Origin of the sequence: Microbacterium sp. MPKO10 (assembly GCF_026107415.2) — a bacterium.
In the GTDB taxonomy this organism is placed as follows: domain Bacteria; phylum Actinomycetota; class Actinomycetes; order Actinomycetales; family Microbacteriaceae; genus Paramicrobacterium.
In genome coordinates this window covers 26855-42136 of sequence record NZ_JAPCHX010000002.1, presented here as the reverse complement: position 1 = coordinate 42136, position 15282 = coordinate 26855, and the positions used below count along the sequence as shown (strand labels likewise).

Genomic DNA, 15282 nt, shown 5'->3' with positions numbered 1-15282 from the left:
TGTGATCACTCTTTCTGTAGAGAAGCTGCCGCGTCAGTGACGGCGCTTCTGGCCGAGGCCGCATCGTGCGCGTCGAGCGCGATGCGCGCCAGTCGCTGCGCGGCGTCGCGGTCAAACCGCACGAGCGAGAGTCGCACGTCGGCGAGCGCCGCCGGCGACATCGAGAGGGTTGTCGCGCCGAGCCCAACGAGCACGACGGCGAGGAGCGGATCTGCGGCGGCTTCGCCGCAGATCCCGACGGGTGTGCCTGTGTCTGCACCGGCCTGACCGATCTCGCTGATCAGCCGGAGGACGGCGGGGTGCCACGGGTCTTGGAATCCCGCGACCGTTCCGAGGAGCCGGTCAGCGGCGAGCGTGTACTGCGTCAGATCGTTCGTGCCGATCGACGCGAAATCGGCGTGTGCGAGCGCGCGATCCGCGAGCAGCGCGATCGACGGCACCTCCACCATGATCCCCGCCGTGCGGAGTCCGAACTCGTGCGCCAGACCGACGAAGTACTCGGTCTCTTCCACGGTTGAGACCATCGGGGCCATCACCCACAGGTCGGCGTCCGTCTGCGCATCGGCCGCGGCGAGCGCCGTCAGCTGGTCGCGCAGGATCTGCTCGTTTGCGCGCAGAGCACGCAAGCCGCGCAGACCCAGGGCCGGGTTCTCTTCATCGGCATCGTTCAGGAACGGAAGCGGCTTATCGGCGCCCGCGTCCAGGACGCGCACTGTCACCTTCTTGCCGGGGAACGCCTCGAGCACGCGCACGTAATGCGCGGTCTGTTCGTCGACGCTCGGCGCCGTCTGGCCCGCGTCGAGAAAGAGAAACTCGGTGCGGAACAGTCCAACGCCCTCGGCGCCAAGCTCAACAGCGGATGCCGCGGCATCCCCCGACCCCAGGTTGGCCAGCAGCGGAACTGCGGTTCCATCGGCGAGTGCTCCCGGCGTCAGCGGGGCGGATGCTGCTTCGCGACGCTCCGCGATGCGCGCCTCGGCGTCGGCCACAGCCGCGGCCGAGGGCTCGGTCATGACCGTGCCTGCTGCAGCATCCACGATCACGGAGGTGCCGTTCTCGATCGTGAGGGCGTCTGCTGTTCCCACAATCGCGACGATCGCCTTCTCGCGGGCGAGGATCGCCGTGTGCGACGTGGGCCCGCCATCGCTGGTCACGAGAGCGAGCACCTTGTCGAGGTCGAGAAGGGCGGTGTCGGCCGGGGCGAGGTCGCGGGCGACGAGGACGAAGGGTTCCTCCGGCTGCGGGACGCCGGGCGCCGGCACGCCACTGAGATCGGCGATCACCCGCTGCGAAACGTCGTCGAGATCGGCTGCGCGCTCCCCCAGGTACCCGCCCATGGCGGTCAGCTGGTCGCGGAACGAGGCGAACGACTCGAAGACCGCGCGCTCCGCCGTCTTACCGGCTGCCGTGGCCTGCGAGATGAGGTCGACGAGCGACGGATCCTCGGCCATCATGGCCTGTGCTTCGAGGACGTCGGCAGCGGTACCCCCGGCGATCTCGGCGCGCTTCTCAAGGTCGCGTGCGACGGCGCCCATCGATGCGGTGGCGCGTGAGAGCTCGTCGTCGGCACCCCGTTTGCTCGGTGTGTCGGCGGGCTCTGGCAGAGGGTCAGGCATACGCACCGTCTGCCCGACGGCAACTCCTCGACCGATCCCCGTTCCGGTGAACTCCATCAGCGACCTCCTCGTTCTCGCGAGGCCGCACGCATTGTGCGGTCAGGCCTCGTCTTGATCAGTGACGAGCAGCTCTTCGAGCTCGCCCATAATGCGTTCGGCGTCATCGCCCTCGACGGTGAGTGTGACCTCGTCGCCGTGGTCGACTCCCAGTGAGATGACGCCGAGAATGCTCGCGGCATTGACCGTCTTGTCTCCCTTGCGGATGTTGACGGTCGCACCGCTTGATGCCGCGGCCTGCGTGAAGAGCTTGGCCGGACGAGCGTGCAGCCCATGCGACGATCCGATTCTGATGTTTCGTTCCACCATGTGGTCCTCCTGGACGTCTGAGGGCTGTGTTTGTCACCATAGTCTGAGTGTGTGCTGACATACAACGATTTCGTCATCATGTCTGTTCCCCCACAGCCGCGAGGGCAAGATCGAGCGCCGCATCACCCGTCGGGGCGATGAATACCTCTTCGGGCATGACGGCGAAGGCGACGCCCGCTTCGTCGGCCCGGCACTCCAACTCGTCGGCACCGGTCGCGAGGTGCGCACCGAGAAGCAGCACATCGGCCTCGGCGAGCGCCGCGTCAACGGCTTCGATGGGGACGGCGCGCGCCGAGATCTCTTGACCTCGGGATGCTGCCGCGCGACGCACGCGCAGCGCCACGAACGTCGACGACGCTCCCGCTCCGCATACAACGATGATCCGCATATCATCGAGTGTGCCGACTCGTTCCGGCCGCAGCCAGCAGAGGGTCTTCCGCCCGGGCGGAAACGTCTCAAGAGGCATATTCTTTCCGGCGCCCGGTGAAGACTGATTGACTCTTAACACGACCGTCAAAGGAGCACCGTGAGCAACGACCGACACACGCAGCTGCTGACGCAGCTTATGCGGTCGACAGGCTGGCAGACGGCGGGGGAGCTCGCTGATGCGCTCGGGGTCACGTCCCGCAGCATCCGGACGTATATTGCGGCGGTGAAGGCGAAGGCCGACCCGCTTCCGGTGATCGAGTCGGGACCGGACGGGTACCGGCTGGACCGCGAGGCCTATGCCGCCTATGTGTCTGCGGCCGAGACGGTGAGCGATGAGGGGACGCCGCGGGAGAGACTGCACCGGCTTGTGCGGCTGCTCGTCGACGACGAGAACGGCTTCGATGTCTTTGAGACGGCGAGTGCGCTTTTCATCAGCGATTCGACGCTCGAGACGGACCTCTCGCGGGTGCGCGCCCTGCTCGCCGATACGCAGCTGGAGCTCAAGCGCACGGGCAGCCGGGTCGTCCTGCAGGGCTCAGAACTCGCCAGGCGCCGTCTGCTGTCGCGGCTGTTCCGTGACGAGACAACGCACGGCATGGCCGAGCTCGATGCGATCCAGCGCGCTTTCGAGTCGGAGAGCCTCGGAAGCTTCAAGACCGACCTGATCGACGCTCTGCAGAGCAGCGGCTACTACATCAACGACTACGGAATGGACAACGTTCTGCTGCACATCGCGATCGCCGCCGATCGTGCGGGGCGCAGCCAGCCGGTTGAGGCCGCGGGTCGGGAGACGGGCGCGGATGCTGAATTGCGCGACGTCGTGCGCCGGCTCTCGCGCACCCACTTCGCCGAACCACTGGGCGAGGCCGACGTGGGATACATCGCTTATCTGCTGTCGACGCGCGCCGTCGCGCCGCGGCCCGACGCGGATGCCTCGGTCGCCTCGGAGTACTTCACGCCGGAGGAGTTCGCGACGGTGCGGGCGATCGCCGAGCGAGCGAGCGATGAGTACCTCGTCGACCTGACAGACGTGGACTTCCTGACCCGGCTCACTGTGCACGTCAGCAATCTCCTCGAGCGGGCCGAGGATCAGTCATATTCGCGCAATCCGCTGACGAAGTCGATCAAGACCGCGTATCCGATGATCTACGAACTCGCGGTCTTCCTCGCGAGCGGGCTGCACGACGCCCGCGGCATTGTCGTGAACGACGACGAGATCGCCTATATCGCGATGCACATCGGCGCGCATCTGCAGCAGCAGACCCGTCGTGACGAACTCGCGACGTGCGTGCTCGTGTGCCCCAACTATTACGATCTGCAGGCGATGCTCGCCGACCGCGTCGTTCAGGCGCTCGGCGACGCGCTCACCGTCACGCGGGTCGTGACGCGCACGGACGTACCCTGGAGCCGACTCGACGCCGACCTCATCCTCACGACGATCGAACCGCCCGTCCCCGCCGAGAACATCGTGCACATTCAGCCGTTCCTGAGCCCGGCCGACGTCGACAAGGTGCGGGCCGCGCTCAGCCGCACGCGCCGGTTGGCACGGCGTGCCTCGATTCGGGATGAGCTGCTGCGCTATCTCGATGAGTCGCTGTTCGTCCGCGACATCAACGCCCAAGGGGAAGAGGCGGTGATTCGCGTGCTCGGCGAGCGGATGCTGCAACAGGGGGTCATCGACGCCGGGTACATCGAGGGCGCGATCGAACGCGAGCGCATGTCGTCGACGGCGTTCACAGACACGCTCGCCGTTCCGCACGCCATGGAGATGACCGCGAGACGCACCTCGATCGCGATCGCCGTGAACGAACGCAGCATGCCGTGGGGCGACGGTCGGGTCAACGTGGTCGCGCTCATCGCGTTCAGCGCCGAGGGCCGTGCGCAGTTTCAAGAGGTGTTCGATCAGTTCGTCGAGGTGTTCTCTGAGCGCGACGACGTGGCGAGCATCATCCGCAGCGGCCGAACGTTCAGCACGTTCATCGACGAGCTCGTGCGCACGATGGACAGCTGAGATCGGCTGCGCCCTGCCCCTCTCCAGCCACGCCGCAGCCCAGCCCAGAGGTATCCAGAAGCCAGGAAACGTTCTGTCCACTCGGATGCGCGCAGCCGGCCCGAGCATTCGGCCGGCCCCGGCGCGTATCGTCCGACTCTGTAGCGGGCAGGCCGGCCCGGCGCTGTTCAGCCGAGCGCCAGAAGGTGCTCGTTCATGCGGTCTGTGAGTTCGGCGTCGACATCCATTCCGCGCCCGTCGATGGCGGTGATCGGCACCACGAGTCGCACACTCGACACCAGCCAGGCGGCATTCGCGCTCCGCACCTCGTCTGCGGGCACCCGGCGCGACGACGTCTCGAACCCGTTCTGGCGTGCCCAGTCGAAGATTTCGCGCTGGGTCGTCCCGGGCAGATTCCCGTCGCCAGAGGCCGGCGTGCTCAACAGCATCCCCGTCCTGATGATCAGCGACGACGTCGGCCCTTCCAGCGCGAATCCCTCCAGCGACGTGAAGACGACGTCATCTGCTCCGCGGCGTCGAGCCTCGCGCAGTGCGGCCATGTTGGGGGCGTACGAGAGGGTCTTCGCGCCCGCCAGCATCCAGGGTGCCCTGTCGGCGATGTCGATGGGCCAGCCCCGGTCGAGCAGCACCACGCGCACGCCACTCTCCCGCTCACGGACCTCGGGCGAGACCTCCTCCCCCGTGATCCAGCAGGTGGGTCCCGCCCCCGGTGTTCCGCGTGTGATCACCAGCCGGATCACACCGCTGCGTTCCGGATCGAGCAGGGATACGACGCGGTCAATCGCGTGGCGCCAGACCGAAACGTCTGGTGCGGGTAGATCCATAATGCGAGCGGATGCTGCTAGGCGAGCAATGTGCGATTCGGGTTTGCGCGCGCGGCCGGCGTTCACCCCGATTGTCTCGAAGACGCCGTCGCCTCGCGCGGCTCCGGCGTCGAAGACGCTGAGGGCGGCAGCATCCGGATCGTGCGGCACCAGGAGTGCATCGAGTGACGACGCGTCAGCGTTTCCCGGCGTGGTCTCGGGGTGGCGCGGGGTGATCATGAAGACGACGGCCATGAGGCGACGATACCGCGCCTCGGGCGGCAGCCGTTCGGTGACCGGCAGATGCTGGCCAGCCGACGGGCACCGATCAGGCAACCAGGGCCATCAGGAGAGCCGAGCAGGCCAGGCACTCAGTGCGGGTCAGGCGATGGGTGCCGGCGTGATGCCGAACGGGGCGAGCCCCGCCGCTCCCCCGTCTTCGGCTGTGAGCACCCAGATCCCGCCGGCATGGACGGCAATGCTGTGCTCCCAGTGCGCGGCGGCTCCGCCGTCGGTCGTCACGACAGTCCAGTCATCGCTCTGCACCTCGGTGTCTGGCGATGCTTCCACGACCATCGGCTCGATGGCGACGACAAGACCGTTCTTCACCGCGGGGCCCTGCATGGGCACGCGGTAGTTGAAGACCGGCGGCTCTTCGTGCATCGAACGGCCGATGCCGTGGCCGATGTAGTCCTCGATGATGCCGTATGCGCTGCCGTCTGCCGCCGGGTTCGCCTCGATGAAACTCTGCACGGCGTCGCCGATCTCGTTCAGGTGCGTTGCTGTCGCCAGTCGCGCGATGCCAGCCCACAGTGAGCCTTCTGTGGCCGCAGAGAGCTTCTCGCGCGCTGCCACGACGTCTGGGCGCTCGGGGTCCGGAACCACGACAGTTGCCGCCGAGTCACCGTTCCAGCCGCCGACGTCGGCACCGCAGTCGATCGAGACGATGTCGCCCGGCTCGATCACGCGGTCGCCGGGAATCCCGTGGACGACCTCGTCGTTGACTGAAACGCACAGCGTGTGGTGGTAGCCGCGCTCCATCTTGAAATTCGGCTTGCCACCACCAGCCACGATGACGCTCTCAGCAACGCTGTCGATCTCCGCCGTCGTCACGCCGGGCCTCACCGCGTCGCACGCGGCGGCGAGAGCGCGCGCCGTCAAGAGCCCTGGTTCCCGCATCAGCCGCAGCTGGGCAGGTGACTTGTAGATCGAGCGGCGCAGCGGTCGCATCAGGCGGATGCTGCCAGCCCGCGCTGTGCCAGAGCGCTCAGAACCCGATCGCTGACCTCGTCGATCGTGCCGAGGCCGTCGACGCTCACAACGAGACCGCGCTTTTCATACTCGGCGATCACCGGAGCCGTCTGCTCGGTGTAGACATCCTGCCGGTGGCGGATGACGTCCTCGGTGTCGTCCGAGCGGCCCTGCTGCTCAGCGCGGATCAGCAGACGCTTCACGACCTCGTCGCGGTCGGCCGTCAGCTGCACCACGGCGTCCAGTGCATGCCCGGATGCCGCGAGAATGCGGTCGAGCTCGGCCACCTGCTCCGCCGTGCGGGGGTAGCCGTCCAGGAGGAAGCCCTGTGCGGCGTCGCTCTGCTGCAGTCGGTCGGCGACGATCTCGTTCGTCAGCGAATCAGGAACGTAGCCCCCGCTCGAGACGATCGCGTCGACCTTCTTTCCCAGTTCGGTGCCGTCGGCGATGTTCTGACGGAAGATATCTCCGGTCGAGATCGCAGGAATTCCGTAGGTGGAGGCAATAACGCTCGCCTGCGTGCCCTTTCCCGCTCCGGGAGGGCCGACGATCAGCAGCCGCACGTTCGCCTGGGAGTTTTCCGTCGTCATCGAAGCAACCCTTCGTAGTGACGCTGCTGGAGCTGCGAGTCGATCTGCTTGACCGTCTCAAGACCAACACCGACGATGATGAGGATTGATGCTCCGCCGAACGGGAAGTTCTGGTTGGCGCCAACCGTCGCGAGAGCGACAAGCGGAATCAGAGCGATCAATCCGAGGTACAGGGATCCAGGCAGCGTCACACGGGTGAGCACGTAATCGAGGTACTCGGCCGTCGGGCGCCCGGCGCGGATGCCGGGAATGAAGCCACCGTACTTCTTCATGTTGTCAGCGACTTCCTCCGGGTTGAAGGTGATCGCCACGTAGAAGTACGTGAACCCGATGATGAGCAGGAAGTACAGAGCCATGTACAGCGGGTGGTCGCCGTTCGTCAGATACGTGGTGATCCACGTGACCCAGGCCGGGGGCGCTTCACCGGCGGCCGGCTGGTTGAACTGCGCGATGAGCGCGGGCAGGTACAGCAGCGATGAGGCGAAGATGATCGGAATCACACCGGCCATGTTGACCTTGATCGGAATGTATGTGCTGTTGCCGCCATAGGTGCGGCGTCCGACCATGCGCTTTGCGTACTGCACGGGAACGCGCCGCTGTGACTGCTCGACAAATACGACGGCGACGACAACGACGCAGCCGATGGCGAGAACGAGAAGGAACATCTCGAATCCGTGAGACTCAGCGATGGCCCACAGCGAGCTCGGGAATGTGGCGGCGATCGACGTGAAGATCAGCAGCGACATTCCATTGCCGATCCCGCGCTCAGTGATGAGCTCGCCCATCCACATGATGAGTCCGGTGCCCGCTGTCATTGTGAGCACCATCAGAAGAACCGCATACCAGGTGTCATCGGTCAGCAGCGAGCTGCATTCGGGGCCGGAGTTGGTCCCGAAGAGTGCGCCACTTCGCGCCACAGTGATCAGCGTCGTCGACTGAAGGATGCCGAGGAAGATTGTGAGGTACCGCGTGTACTGCGTCAGCTTGCTCTGGCCGGCCTGGCCTTCCTTGTGCAAGGTGTCGAAGTGCGGAATGACCACGCGGAGCAGCTGCGTGATGATCGACGCGGTGATGTACGGCATGATGCCGAGTGCGAAGATCGACAGCTGCAGGAGCGCACCACCTGAGAACAGGTTGACGAGCTCGTACAGGCCGCTTGTGCCCTGGTTCAGTGCCAGACATTTCTGTACGTTGGCGAAATCGACGAACGGCGTCGGGATGAACGAACCGAGCCGGTACAGGGCAATGATGCCGAGGGTGAAGCCGATCTTCCGGCGCAGGTCCGGGGTGCGGAAGATCCGCGCAATTGCGCTAAACAACAAGGGCCTCCTGGGTTGAGCCGGACTGTCCGACTCGCCATGCCGACGAAGAGCCTTCCGAAATCGAAGGGCCCAGCAATCGAATCTAGCCGATTACTGGGCCCAACGAACAATCGAAGACGCGAATCACGGTGTTGGCGAATCGCACGACCGGTCGTAAATTACTTGACCGAACCGCCGGCTGCGACGATCTTCTGCTCCGCCGAGCCCGAGACCTTGTCGACCTCAACGTTCAGCTTCACCGAAATCTCGCCGTTCCCGAGGACCTTGACCTTCTCGTTCTTGCGAACGGCGCCCTTGGACACGAGGTCATCAACGGTGACGTCGCCACCCTTGGGGTAGAGCTCGGCAAGACGCTCGAGGTTCACAACCTGGTACTCGACGCGGAAGGGGTTCTTGAACCCGCGCAGCTTCGGCGTACGCATGTGCGCCGGGAGCTGTCCACCCTCGAATCCGGGGCGCACCTGATAGCGGGCCTTGGTTCCCTTGGTACCACGACCTGCCGTCTTACCCTTCGACGCCTCACCGCGGCCGACACGCGTGCGGTCGGTCTTGGATCCGGGTGCGGGGCGCAGGTGGTGAACCTTCAGCACCGGGGTGCTGGCCTCAGCCTTGGTCTCCGCCTTGGCAGCCGACTTTTTGGCCGGAGCCTTCTTCGCGGGAGCCTTGGCTGCCTTCTCGGCGGGAGCGGCCGTGTCTGTGGTGACGTCCTTCTTCTCGTCAGCCATTAGTCGATCTCCTCAACCTTTACGAGGTGGGAAACAGCGTTGACGTAGCCACGGGTCTGCGGCGAGTCCTCGCGGACCACCACGTCGCCGATGCGCTTGAGTCCCAGGCTGCGAAGCGTGTCGCGCTGGTTCTGCTTCTCACTAATTTTGGACTTGATCTGCGTGACCTTCAGCTGGCTGGCCATTACGCACCTACCTTCGCGGCTGCGGCTGCCTCTGCGGCCCGCGCCTCGATCTGCAGCAACTTAGCCGGGGCAACCTCGTCGTACTCCTTGCCGCGGCGAGCGGCAACGGCGCGAGGCTCTTCGAGCTGCTTGAGCGCGGTGACGGTTGCACGCACGATGTTAATGGTGTTCGACGATCCGAGCGACTTGCTGAGCACGTCGTGGATTCCGGCGCACTCGAGCACGGCGCGAACGGGACCACCGGCGATAACACCGGTACCGGCAGCAGCCGGACGCAGCAGGACGACGCCCGCGGCTTCCTCGCCCTGAACCGGGTGCGGGATCGACTGGCCGATGCGGGGGACGCGGAAGAAGTTCTTCTTCGCCTCTTCAACGCCCTTCGAGATCGCGAGGGGGACCTCACGAGCCTTACCGTATCCGACGCCCACGACACCGTTTCCGTCGCCAACGACGACGAGTGCGGTGAAGCTGAAGCGACGACCACCCTTGACGACCTTCGACACACGGTTGATCGTGACAACGCGCTCAAGGAACTGGTTCTTGTCGTCGCGTCCGCCACGGTCGCGTCCGCCACGGTCACGACCCTGGTTGCGGTCGCCACGGCCACCGCCGCGACGGTTGTTGCGGGGATCGTCCGTGCGCGGCTCTGAGCCGGCTGCGGTCTCCACAGGCTTTTCAGCAGTCTGGTCTGTAGCCACGTCCTGCTCCTTCTTTGCTTCGCTCACAGGTTCAGTCCACCCTCTCGAGCACCTTCGGCGATCGCCGCGACGCGTCCTGCGTAACGGTTCCCACCACGGTCAAATACAACGGACTCGATTCCCGCATCCTTGGCGCGCGAGGCGACAAGCTCGCCGACCTTCTTCGCCTTCTCCGACTTGTCACCGGAGGACGAACGCAGATCGGTTTCGAGCGTGGACGCGGACACGAGTGTGTGGCCCTTGGCGTCGTCGACGACCTGAACGAACACGTGGCGCGACGAACGAGTGACAACGAGACGCGGACGCGACGCGGTCCCCGCGACCTTCTTGCGAAGGCGCGCGTGACGACGGTTGCGGGCTGACGACTTGGTCTTGACAGCCATGCTTACTTACCAGCCTTTCCGGCCTTGCGGCGAATGACCTCGCCTGCGTAACGCACGCCCTTGCCCTTGTAGGGCTCCGGCCTGCGAATCTTGCGAATGTTGGCGGCGGTCTCACCGACGGCCTGCTTGTCGATGCCCGAGACCGTGATCTTGTTGTTGCCCTCGACGGTGAGCGTGATGCCCGCCGGCGGCTCGACGACAACGGGGTGCGAGAATCCGAGAGCGAACTCGATGTTCGACCCCTTCTGCAGCACGCGGTAACCGGTTCCGACGACCTCGAGGCCCTTGGTGTAGCCCGTCGTGACCCCGATGATGTTGTTGTTGATCAGCGTGCGCGTCAATCCGTGAAGCGAACGCGACTCGCGCTCCTCGTCCGGGCGGCTGACAACGATCTGGCCGTCGTCGACCTGAGCCACGATGGGCTCGGCAACGGTGAGGCTGAGCTCACCCTTCGGGCCCTTCACCGTGACGGACTGACCGTTGATGGTGACATCTACCCCTGCGGGGATGTCAATGGGAAGCTTTCCAATACGTGACATTGCGCGTTACCACACGTAGGCGAGGACTTCCCCGCCGACGCCCTTCTTCTCGGCCTCGCGGTCCGTCAGAAGACCGGAGGAGGTGGACAGGATCGCAACGCCGAGTCCGCCGAGCACGCTGGGGAGCTCTGTCGACTTGGCATACACGCGGAGCCCTGGCTTCGACACGCGCTTGATGCCGACGATCGACGGTTCGCGATCGGGGCCGAACTTGAGGTTCAGCGTCAGCGTCTTGCCGACACGAGCGTCTTCGACGTCCCAGCCGGTGATGAAGCCTTCGCTCTTGAGGATGTCCGCGATGCGGCTCTTCAGTTTCGAGTGCGGCATCGACACGGACTCGTGGTGCGCCGTGTTCGCGTTGCGCAGTCTGGTCAGCATGTCTGCGACCGGATCTGTCATTGTCATGTGTTATTTCCTTTGCTCACCAGGTTTCGTACACCCGTTACACGAATGCAGACCTGTGGTGTGAACGGGGTCGGCAGCTGCCGACCCCGCAGCGCCGCTACGCGGCGTCTTTCGAGGCGAAGGGGAACCCGAGCGCCTTGAGGAGCGCACGGCCTTCGTCGTCGTTGCGTGCCGTGGTCACGACAGTGATGTCGAAACCGCGCACGCGATCGATCTTGTCCTGGTCAATCTCGTGGAACACGGACTGCTCGGTGAGACCGAATGTGTAGTTGCCGTTGCCGTCGAACTGACGGTCGTTGAGTCCGCGGAAGTCGCGGATGCGCGGAAGTGCAAGTGACAGAAGCCGGTCGAGGAACTCCCACGCGCGGTCGCCGCGCAGCGTGGTGTGCGCGCCGATCGCCTGTCCTTCACGCAGCTTGAACTGCGCGATGGACTTACGTGCCTTCGTGACCTGCGGCTTCTGCCCGGTGATCTTGGTCAGGTCGGCGATCGCGCCGTCGATGACCTTGCTGTCGCGCGCGGCGTCGCCGACACCCGTGTTCACGACGATTTTCACAAGGCCGGGGACCTGGTGAACGTTCGAGAACCCGAACTGCTCTTTGAGCTGCGGGATGATCTCCGTCTTGTACTTCTGCTTGAGGCGCGGCTGGATTTTGCCAGCGGGCGCAGCAGCTGCGGTGTCAGTCATTACTTCAGGTCCTTACCAGACTTCTTGTCGTACCGAACGCGCACCGTCTTGGCGACGCCGTCCTTGACGACTTCTTCGTTGCGGAAGCCGACCTTGACCGGCTTCTTGGTGTCGGGGTCGACGAGTGCAACGTTCGAGATGTGGATCGGAGCCTCGTGAGTCTCAAGACCGCCGGTCTTGGTCCCACGCTGCGTCTGGCCCTGGCGCACGTGCTTCGTGACGTAGTTGACGCCCTCGACGATCACGCGCTCCTTCTCGATGAGCACCTCAATGACACGACCCTGCTTGCCACGGTAACCGCCGCGCTCTTCGGTTGGGCCGCTGATGACCTGCACCAGGTCACCCTTCTTGATCTTTGCTCCCATGACTAGATAACCTCCGGTGCCAGCGAGACGATCTTCATGAACCGCTTGTCGCGAAGCTCGCGACCGACCGGCCCGAAGATACGGGTACCGCGGGGCTCGCCGTCGCTCTTCAAGATCACTGCGGCGTTCTCGTCGAACTTGATGTACGAGCCGTCCTGACGACGGCTCTGCTTCTTCGTGCGGACGATGACCGCCTTGACGATATCGCCTCGCTTCACGTTTCCGCCGGGGATGGCATCCTTCACTGTGGCGACGATGGTGTCACCGAGGCCAGCGTAGTGACGGCCTGATCCGCCAAGCACGCGAATCGTGAGGAGCTCTTTGGCACCGCTGTTATCGGCAACCTTGAGCCGTGATTCCTGCTGAATCATTCCTTACTCCTTCTCACAGCAAGCCGACAGGCTTACTTGGCCTTCTCGACGATCTCGACGAGGCGCCAGCGCTTCGTGGCGCTCAGCGGACGGGTCTCGTCGATGACGACGAGGTCGCCGATGCCGGCCTGCCCCTGCTCGTCATGCGCCTTCACCTTGGAGCTGCGGCGAATGACCTTGCCGTACAGCGGGTGCTTCACGCGGTCTTCGACCTCGACGACGATGGTCTTCTCCATCTTGTCGCTGACGACGTAGCCGCGAAGGGTCTTGCGGTAACCGCGAACAGGAGCGCCTGACGCGGCCTCGGATGCTGCCTTTGCAGTCTCAGCCATGTTCTAGGCCTCCTTCGTCTCGTCAGCCGCGGCTGCCTCTTCGGCTGCCTTGGCCTTCTTGCTCTTGCGGGTCTCCTTCGCCGGAGCCTCGACAGGTACCGGTGTGGCACGAATGCCGAGCTCACGCTCGCGGATCACCGTGTAGATGCGAGCGATGTCGCGCTTGACAGCGCGCAGTCGCCCGTGCGTCTCAAGCTGGCCGGTGGCCGCCTGAAAACGAAGGTTGAACAGCTCTTCCTTCGCCTTGCGCAGCTCGTCAGTCAGACGCTCGTCTTCGAATGTGTCGAGCTCAGCGGGCGTGAGCTCCTTGGAACCGATCGCCATTACGCGTCGCCCTCCTCGCGCTTGATGATGCGTGCCTTGAGGGGCAGCTTGTGAATTGCACGGGTGAGTGCTTCGCGGGCGAGCGTCTCATCGACACCCGCTACCTCGAACAGCACGCGTCCGGGCTTGACGTTTGCGACCCACCACTCGGGCGAGCCCTTACCGGAACCCATGCGGGTCTCAGCCGGCTTCTTGGTGAGCGGGCGGTCAGGGTAGATGTTGATCCACACCTTTCCACCACGCTTGATGTGACGGGTCATCGCGATACGAGCAGCCTCGATCTGGCGGTTGGTCACGTAGGCCGGGGTGAGCGCCTGAATGCCGAACTCACCAAAGCTGACCTTGGTACCGCCGGTCGCCTGTCCGGTACGAACCGGACGGTGCTGCTTGCGGAACTTAACTTTGCGGGGGATCAACATGATTAAGCACTGGCTCCTTCTGCGACCGGCGCCTGAGCCTCGCGAGGCTGACGGCGCGGGCGGTCGTTGCGCTCACGAGCCGGCTTCGAGTTCGCCTGCTCACGAGCAAGTTCCTTGTTCGTGACGTCGCCCTTGTAGATCCAGACCTTCACGCCGATGCGCCCGAATGTCGTCCGTGCCTCGTAGAAGCCGTAGTCGATGTTGGCGCGGAGCGTGTGCAGGGGCACGCGGCCCTCGCGGTAGAACTCCGAGCGGCTCATCTCGGCGCCGCCGAGGCGCCCGGAGACCTGGATGCGAACGCCCTTGGCGCCCGCGCGCTGAGCACCCTGCAGACCCTTGCGCATTGCGCGGCGGAATGCCACACGTGCGGAGAGCTGCTCGGCGATGCCCTGGGCAACGAGCTGAGCGTCGGCCTCGGGGTTCTTGACCTCGAGGATGTTGAGCTGAATCTGCTTGCCCGTGAGCTTCTCGAGCTCACCGCGGATGCGCTCCGCCTCGGCACCACGCCGACCGATGACGATCCCGGGGCGCGCCGTGTGAATGTCCACACGGACGCGGTCGCGGGTGCGCTCGATCTCGATGCGGGACACACCAGCGCGGTCGAGCGAGGTGGTCAGCAGCTTGCGGATCTTGACGTCCTCGGCGACGTAGTCGCTGTAACGCTGTCCCGGCTTGGTGCTGTCAGCGAACCAGCGCGACACGTGGTCGGTGGTGACACCAAGACGGAAGCCGTACGGGTTGACTTTCTGGCCCATTACTTGCTCGCCTTCTCTGTTTCCGTGGCCGCGCTGATCTCATCAGGCGTCGAGAGCTCGACGGTGATGTGGCTGGTGCGCTTGTTGATGCGGTACGCGCGGCCCTGGGCCCGCGGCTGGAACCGCTTGAGGGTTGCACCCTCGTCAACGTATGCCTTGGTGATGTACAGGTCCTGCTCGTCCAGGAAGCTGTTCTCGGCGTCCGCCTTCACGCGAGCGTTGGCGATGGCCGAGGCGACCAGCTTGTAGACGGGCTCCGAAGCACCCTGCGGGGCGAACTTCAGGATGGCAAGTGCCTCCTGCGCCTGCTTGCCGCGGATCAGGTTGACAACGCGGCGGGCCTTCATGGGGGTGACGCGGATGTGTCGCACTCGTGCGATCGACTCCACCATTTCTCTTCCTCCTTCACGTCCCCGCGTTAGCGGCGACGGCCCTTCTTGTCGTCCTTCACGTGACCACGGAAGGTGCGGGTCGGAGCAAACTCGCCGAGCTTGTGACCGACCATGCTCTCGGTGACGAACACCGGGATGTGCTTGCGACCGTCGTGCACCGCGATGGTGTGACCGAGCATCGCCGGCACGATCATCGAGCGGCGCGACCAGGTCTTGATGACGTTCTTGTTCTTGGCCTCGTTCGCGACATTCACCTTGCGGAGCAGGTGTTCGTCAACGAAGGGGCCCTTCTTGAGACTGCGTGGCATCTTCT

General features: G+C 64.8%; 23 protein-coding genes. 1 reads left to right on the top strand and 22 read right to left on the bottom strand.

What is annotated here, in order from left to right; all coding sequences use genetic code 11:
- Window positions 1-5: 5 nt before the first annotated feature.
- From ptsP to OK352_RS04850, 3 genes are all read right to left on the bottom strand, one after another.
- Window positions 6-1673 carry a phosphoenolpyruvate--protein phosphotransferase gene (ptsP, locus tag OK352_RS04860; RefSeq protein WP_265140328.1) on the bottom strand — a complete coding sequence of 556 codons (1668 nt, stop codon included), beginning with the start codon at window positions 1671-1673 and terminating at the stop codon, window positions 6-8.
- 42 nt (window positions 1674-1715) lie between these two features.
- Window positions 1716-1982: an HPr family phosphocarrier protein gene (locus OK352_RS04855; RefSeq protein ID WP_265140327.1), complete on the bottom strand. Its 267-nt coding sequence runs from the start codon at window positions 1980-1982 to the stop codon at window positions 1716-1718.
- 76 nt (window positions 1983-2058) lie between these two features.
- A complete protein-coding gene (locus OK352_RS04850; RefSeq protein WP_265140326.1) occupies window positions 2059-2370 on the bottom strand; it encodes a PTS sugar transporter subunit IIB in 312 nt (103 codons plus the stop codon).
- Between the two features lie 138 nt (window positions 2371-2508).
- Here OK352_RS04850 and OK352_RS04845 point away from each other — a divergent pair, with 138 nt between their 5' ends.
- Window positions 2509-4422 (top strand): BglG family transcription antiterminator, encoded by a 1914-nt coding sequence (locus OK352_RS04845; RefSeq protein WP_265140325.1) that lies wholly within the window; start codon window positions 2509-2511, stop codon window positions 4420-4422.
- Window positions 4423-4589: 167 nt separating this feature from the next.
- Here the strand turns inward: OK352_RS04845 and OK352_RS04840 are convergent, their stop codons facing one another.
- From OK352_RS04840 to rpsS, 19 genes are all read right to left on the bottom strand, one after another.
- On the bottom strand, window positions 4590-5480 hold the full coding sequence (locus OK352_RS04840) for an aminotransferase class IV (RefSeq protein ID WP_265140324.1): 891 nt from the start codon (window positions 5478-5480) through the stop codon (window positions 4590-4592).
- Window positions 5481-5606: 126 nt separating this feature from the next.
- Window positions 5607-6455, bottom strand: coding sequence for a type I methionyl aminopeptidase (map, locus tag OK352_RS04835; RefSeq protein ID WP_265140323.1), 849 nt, complete (start codon window positions 6453-6455; stop codon window positions 5607-5609).
- The gene (locus OK352_RS04830) at window positions 6455-7066 is read right to left on the bottom strand and encodes an adenylate kinase (protein ID WP_265140322.1); all 612 of its coding nucleotides are present in this window, start codon (window positions 7064-7066) and stop codon (window positions 6455-6457) included. Before OK352_RS04830 ends, map begins: the two co-directional genes overlap by 1 nt.
- Window positions 7063-8385, bottom strand: coding sequence for a preprotein translocase subunit SecY (gene secY / locus OK352_RS04825; protein WP_265140820.1), 1323 nt, complete (start codon window positions 8383-8385; stop codon window positions 7063-7065). Before secY ends, OK352_RS04830 begins: the two co-directional genes overlap by 4 nt.
- A gap of 161 nt (window positions 8386-8546) precedes the next feature.
- Complete coding sequence (gene rplO / locus OK352_RS04820) at window positions 8547-9113, bottom strand: 50S ribosomal protein L15 (RefSeq protein WP_265140321.1); 567 nt, start codon at window positions 9111-9113, stop codon at window positions 8547-8549.
- On the bottom strand, window positions 9113-9298 hold the full coding sequence (gene rpmD, locus OK352_RS04815; RefSeq protein WP_265140320.1) for a 50S ribosomal protein L30: 186 nt from the start codon (window positions 9296-9298) through the stop codon (window positions 9113-9115). The genes rplO and rpmD overlap by 1 nt, the downstream gene beginning before the upstream one ends.
- Window positions 9298-9996: a 30S ribosomal protein S5 gene (gene rpsE, locus OK352_RS04810; protein ID WP_372338077.1), complete on the bottom strand. Its 699-nt coding sequence runs from the start codon at window positions 9994-9996 to the stop codon at window positions 9298-9300. The genes rpmD and rpsE overlap by 1 nt, the downstream gene beginning before the upstream one ends.
- Window positions 9997-10019: 23 nt before the next feature.
- On the bottom strand, window positions 10020-10379 hold the full coding sequence (gene rplR, locus OK352_RS04805; RefSeq protein WP_265140319.1) for a 50S ribosomal protein L18: 360 nt from the start codon (window positions 10377-10379) through the stop codon (window positions 10020-10022).
- Between the two features lie 2 nt (window positions 10380-10381).
- Entirely contained in the window at window positions 10382-10918 is a 537-nt protein-coding gene (gene rplF, locus OK352_RS04800; protein ID WP_265140318.1) for a 50S ribosomal protein L6, read from the bottom strand.
- 6 nt (window positions 10919-10924) lie between these two features.
- Entirely contained in the window at window positions 10925-11323 is a 399-nt protein-coding gene (gene rpsH / locus OK352_RS04795) for a 30S ribosomal protein S8 (protein WP_265140317.1), read from the bottom strand.
- A gap of 97 nt (window positions 11324-11420) precedes the next feature.
- The gene (rplE, locus tag OK352_RS04790; protein WP_265140316.1) at window positions 11421-12011 is read right to left on the bottom strand and encodes a 50S ribosomal protein L5; all 591 of its coding nucleotides are present in this window, start codon (window positions 12009-12011) and stop codon (window positions 11421-11423) included.
- On the bottom strand, window positions 12011-12376 hold the full coding sequence (gene rplX, locus OK352_RS04785) for a 50S ribosomal protein L24 (RefSeq protein ID WP_265140315.1): 366 nt from the start codon (window positions 12374-12376) through the stop codon (window positions 12011-12013). Before rplX ends, rplE begins: the two co-directional genes overlap by 1 nt.
- A gap of 2 nt (window positions 12377-12378) precedes the next feature.
- A complete protein-coding gene (gene rplN / locus OK352_RS04780) occupies window positions 12379-12747 on the bottom strand; it encodes a 50S ribosomal protein L14 (protein WP_265140314.1) in 369 nt (122 codons plus the stop codon).
- Window positions 12748-12779: 32 nt separating this feature from the next.
- Window positions 12780-13079, bottom strand: a complete 300-nt coding sequence (rpsQ, locus tag OK352_RS04775; protein WP_098409058.1) for a 30S ribosomal protein S17 — start codon at window positions 13077-13079, stop codon at window positions 12780-12782.
- A 3-nt stretch (window positions 13080-13082) separates the two neighbouring features.
- A complete protein-coding gene (gene rpmC, locus OK352_RS04770) occupies window positions 13083-13403 on the bottom strand; it encodes a 50S ribosomal protein L29 (protein ID WP_265140313.1) in 321 nt (106 codons plus the stop codon).
- A complete protein-coding gene (gene rplP, locus OK352_RS04765; RefSeq protein WP_265140312.1) occupies window positions 13403-13822 on the bottom strand; it encodes a 50S ribosomal protein L16 in 420 nt (139 codons plus the stop codon). Before rplP ends, rpmC begins: the two co-directional genes overlap by 1 nt.
- Before the next feature lie 2 nt (window positions 13823-13824).
- The gene (gene rpsC / locus OK352_RS04760; protein ID WP_265140311.1) at window positions 13825-14577 is read right to left on the bottom strand and encodes a 30S ribosomal protein S3; all 753 of its coding nucleotides are present in this window, start codon (window positions 14575-14577) and stop codon (window positions 13825-13827) included.
- A complete protein-coding gene (gene rplV / locus OK352_RS04755) occupies window positions 14577-14969 on the bottom strand; it encodes a 50S ribosomal protein L22 (protein ID WP_265140310.1) in 393 nt (130 codons plus the stop codon). The genes rpsC and rplV overlap by 1 nt, the downstream gene beginning before the upstream one ends.
- 26 nt (window positions 14970-14995) lie before the next feature.
- Entirely contained in the window at window positions 14996-15277 is a 282-nt protein-coding gene (gene rpsS, locus OK352_RS04750; RefSeq protein ID WP_265140309.1) for a 30S ribosomal protein S19, read from the bottom strand.
- Window positions 15278-15282 lie beyond the last annotated feature (5 nt).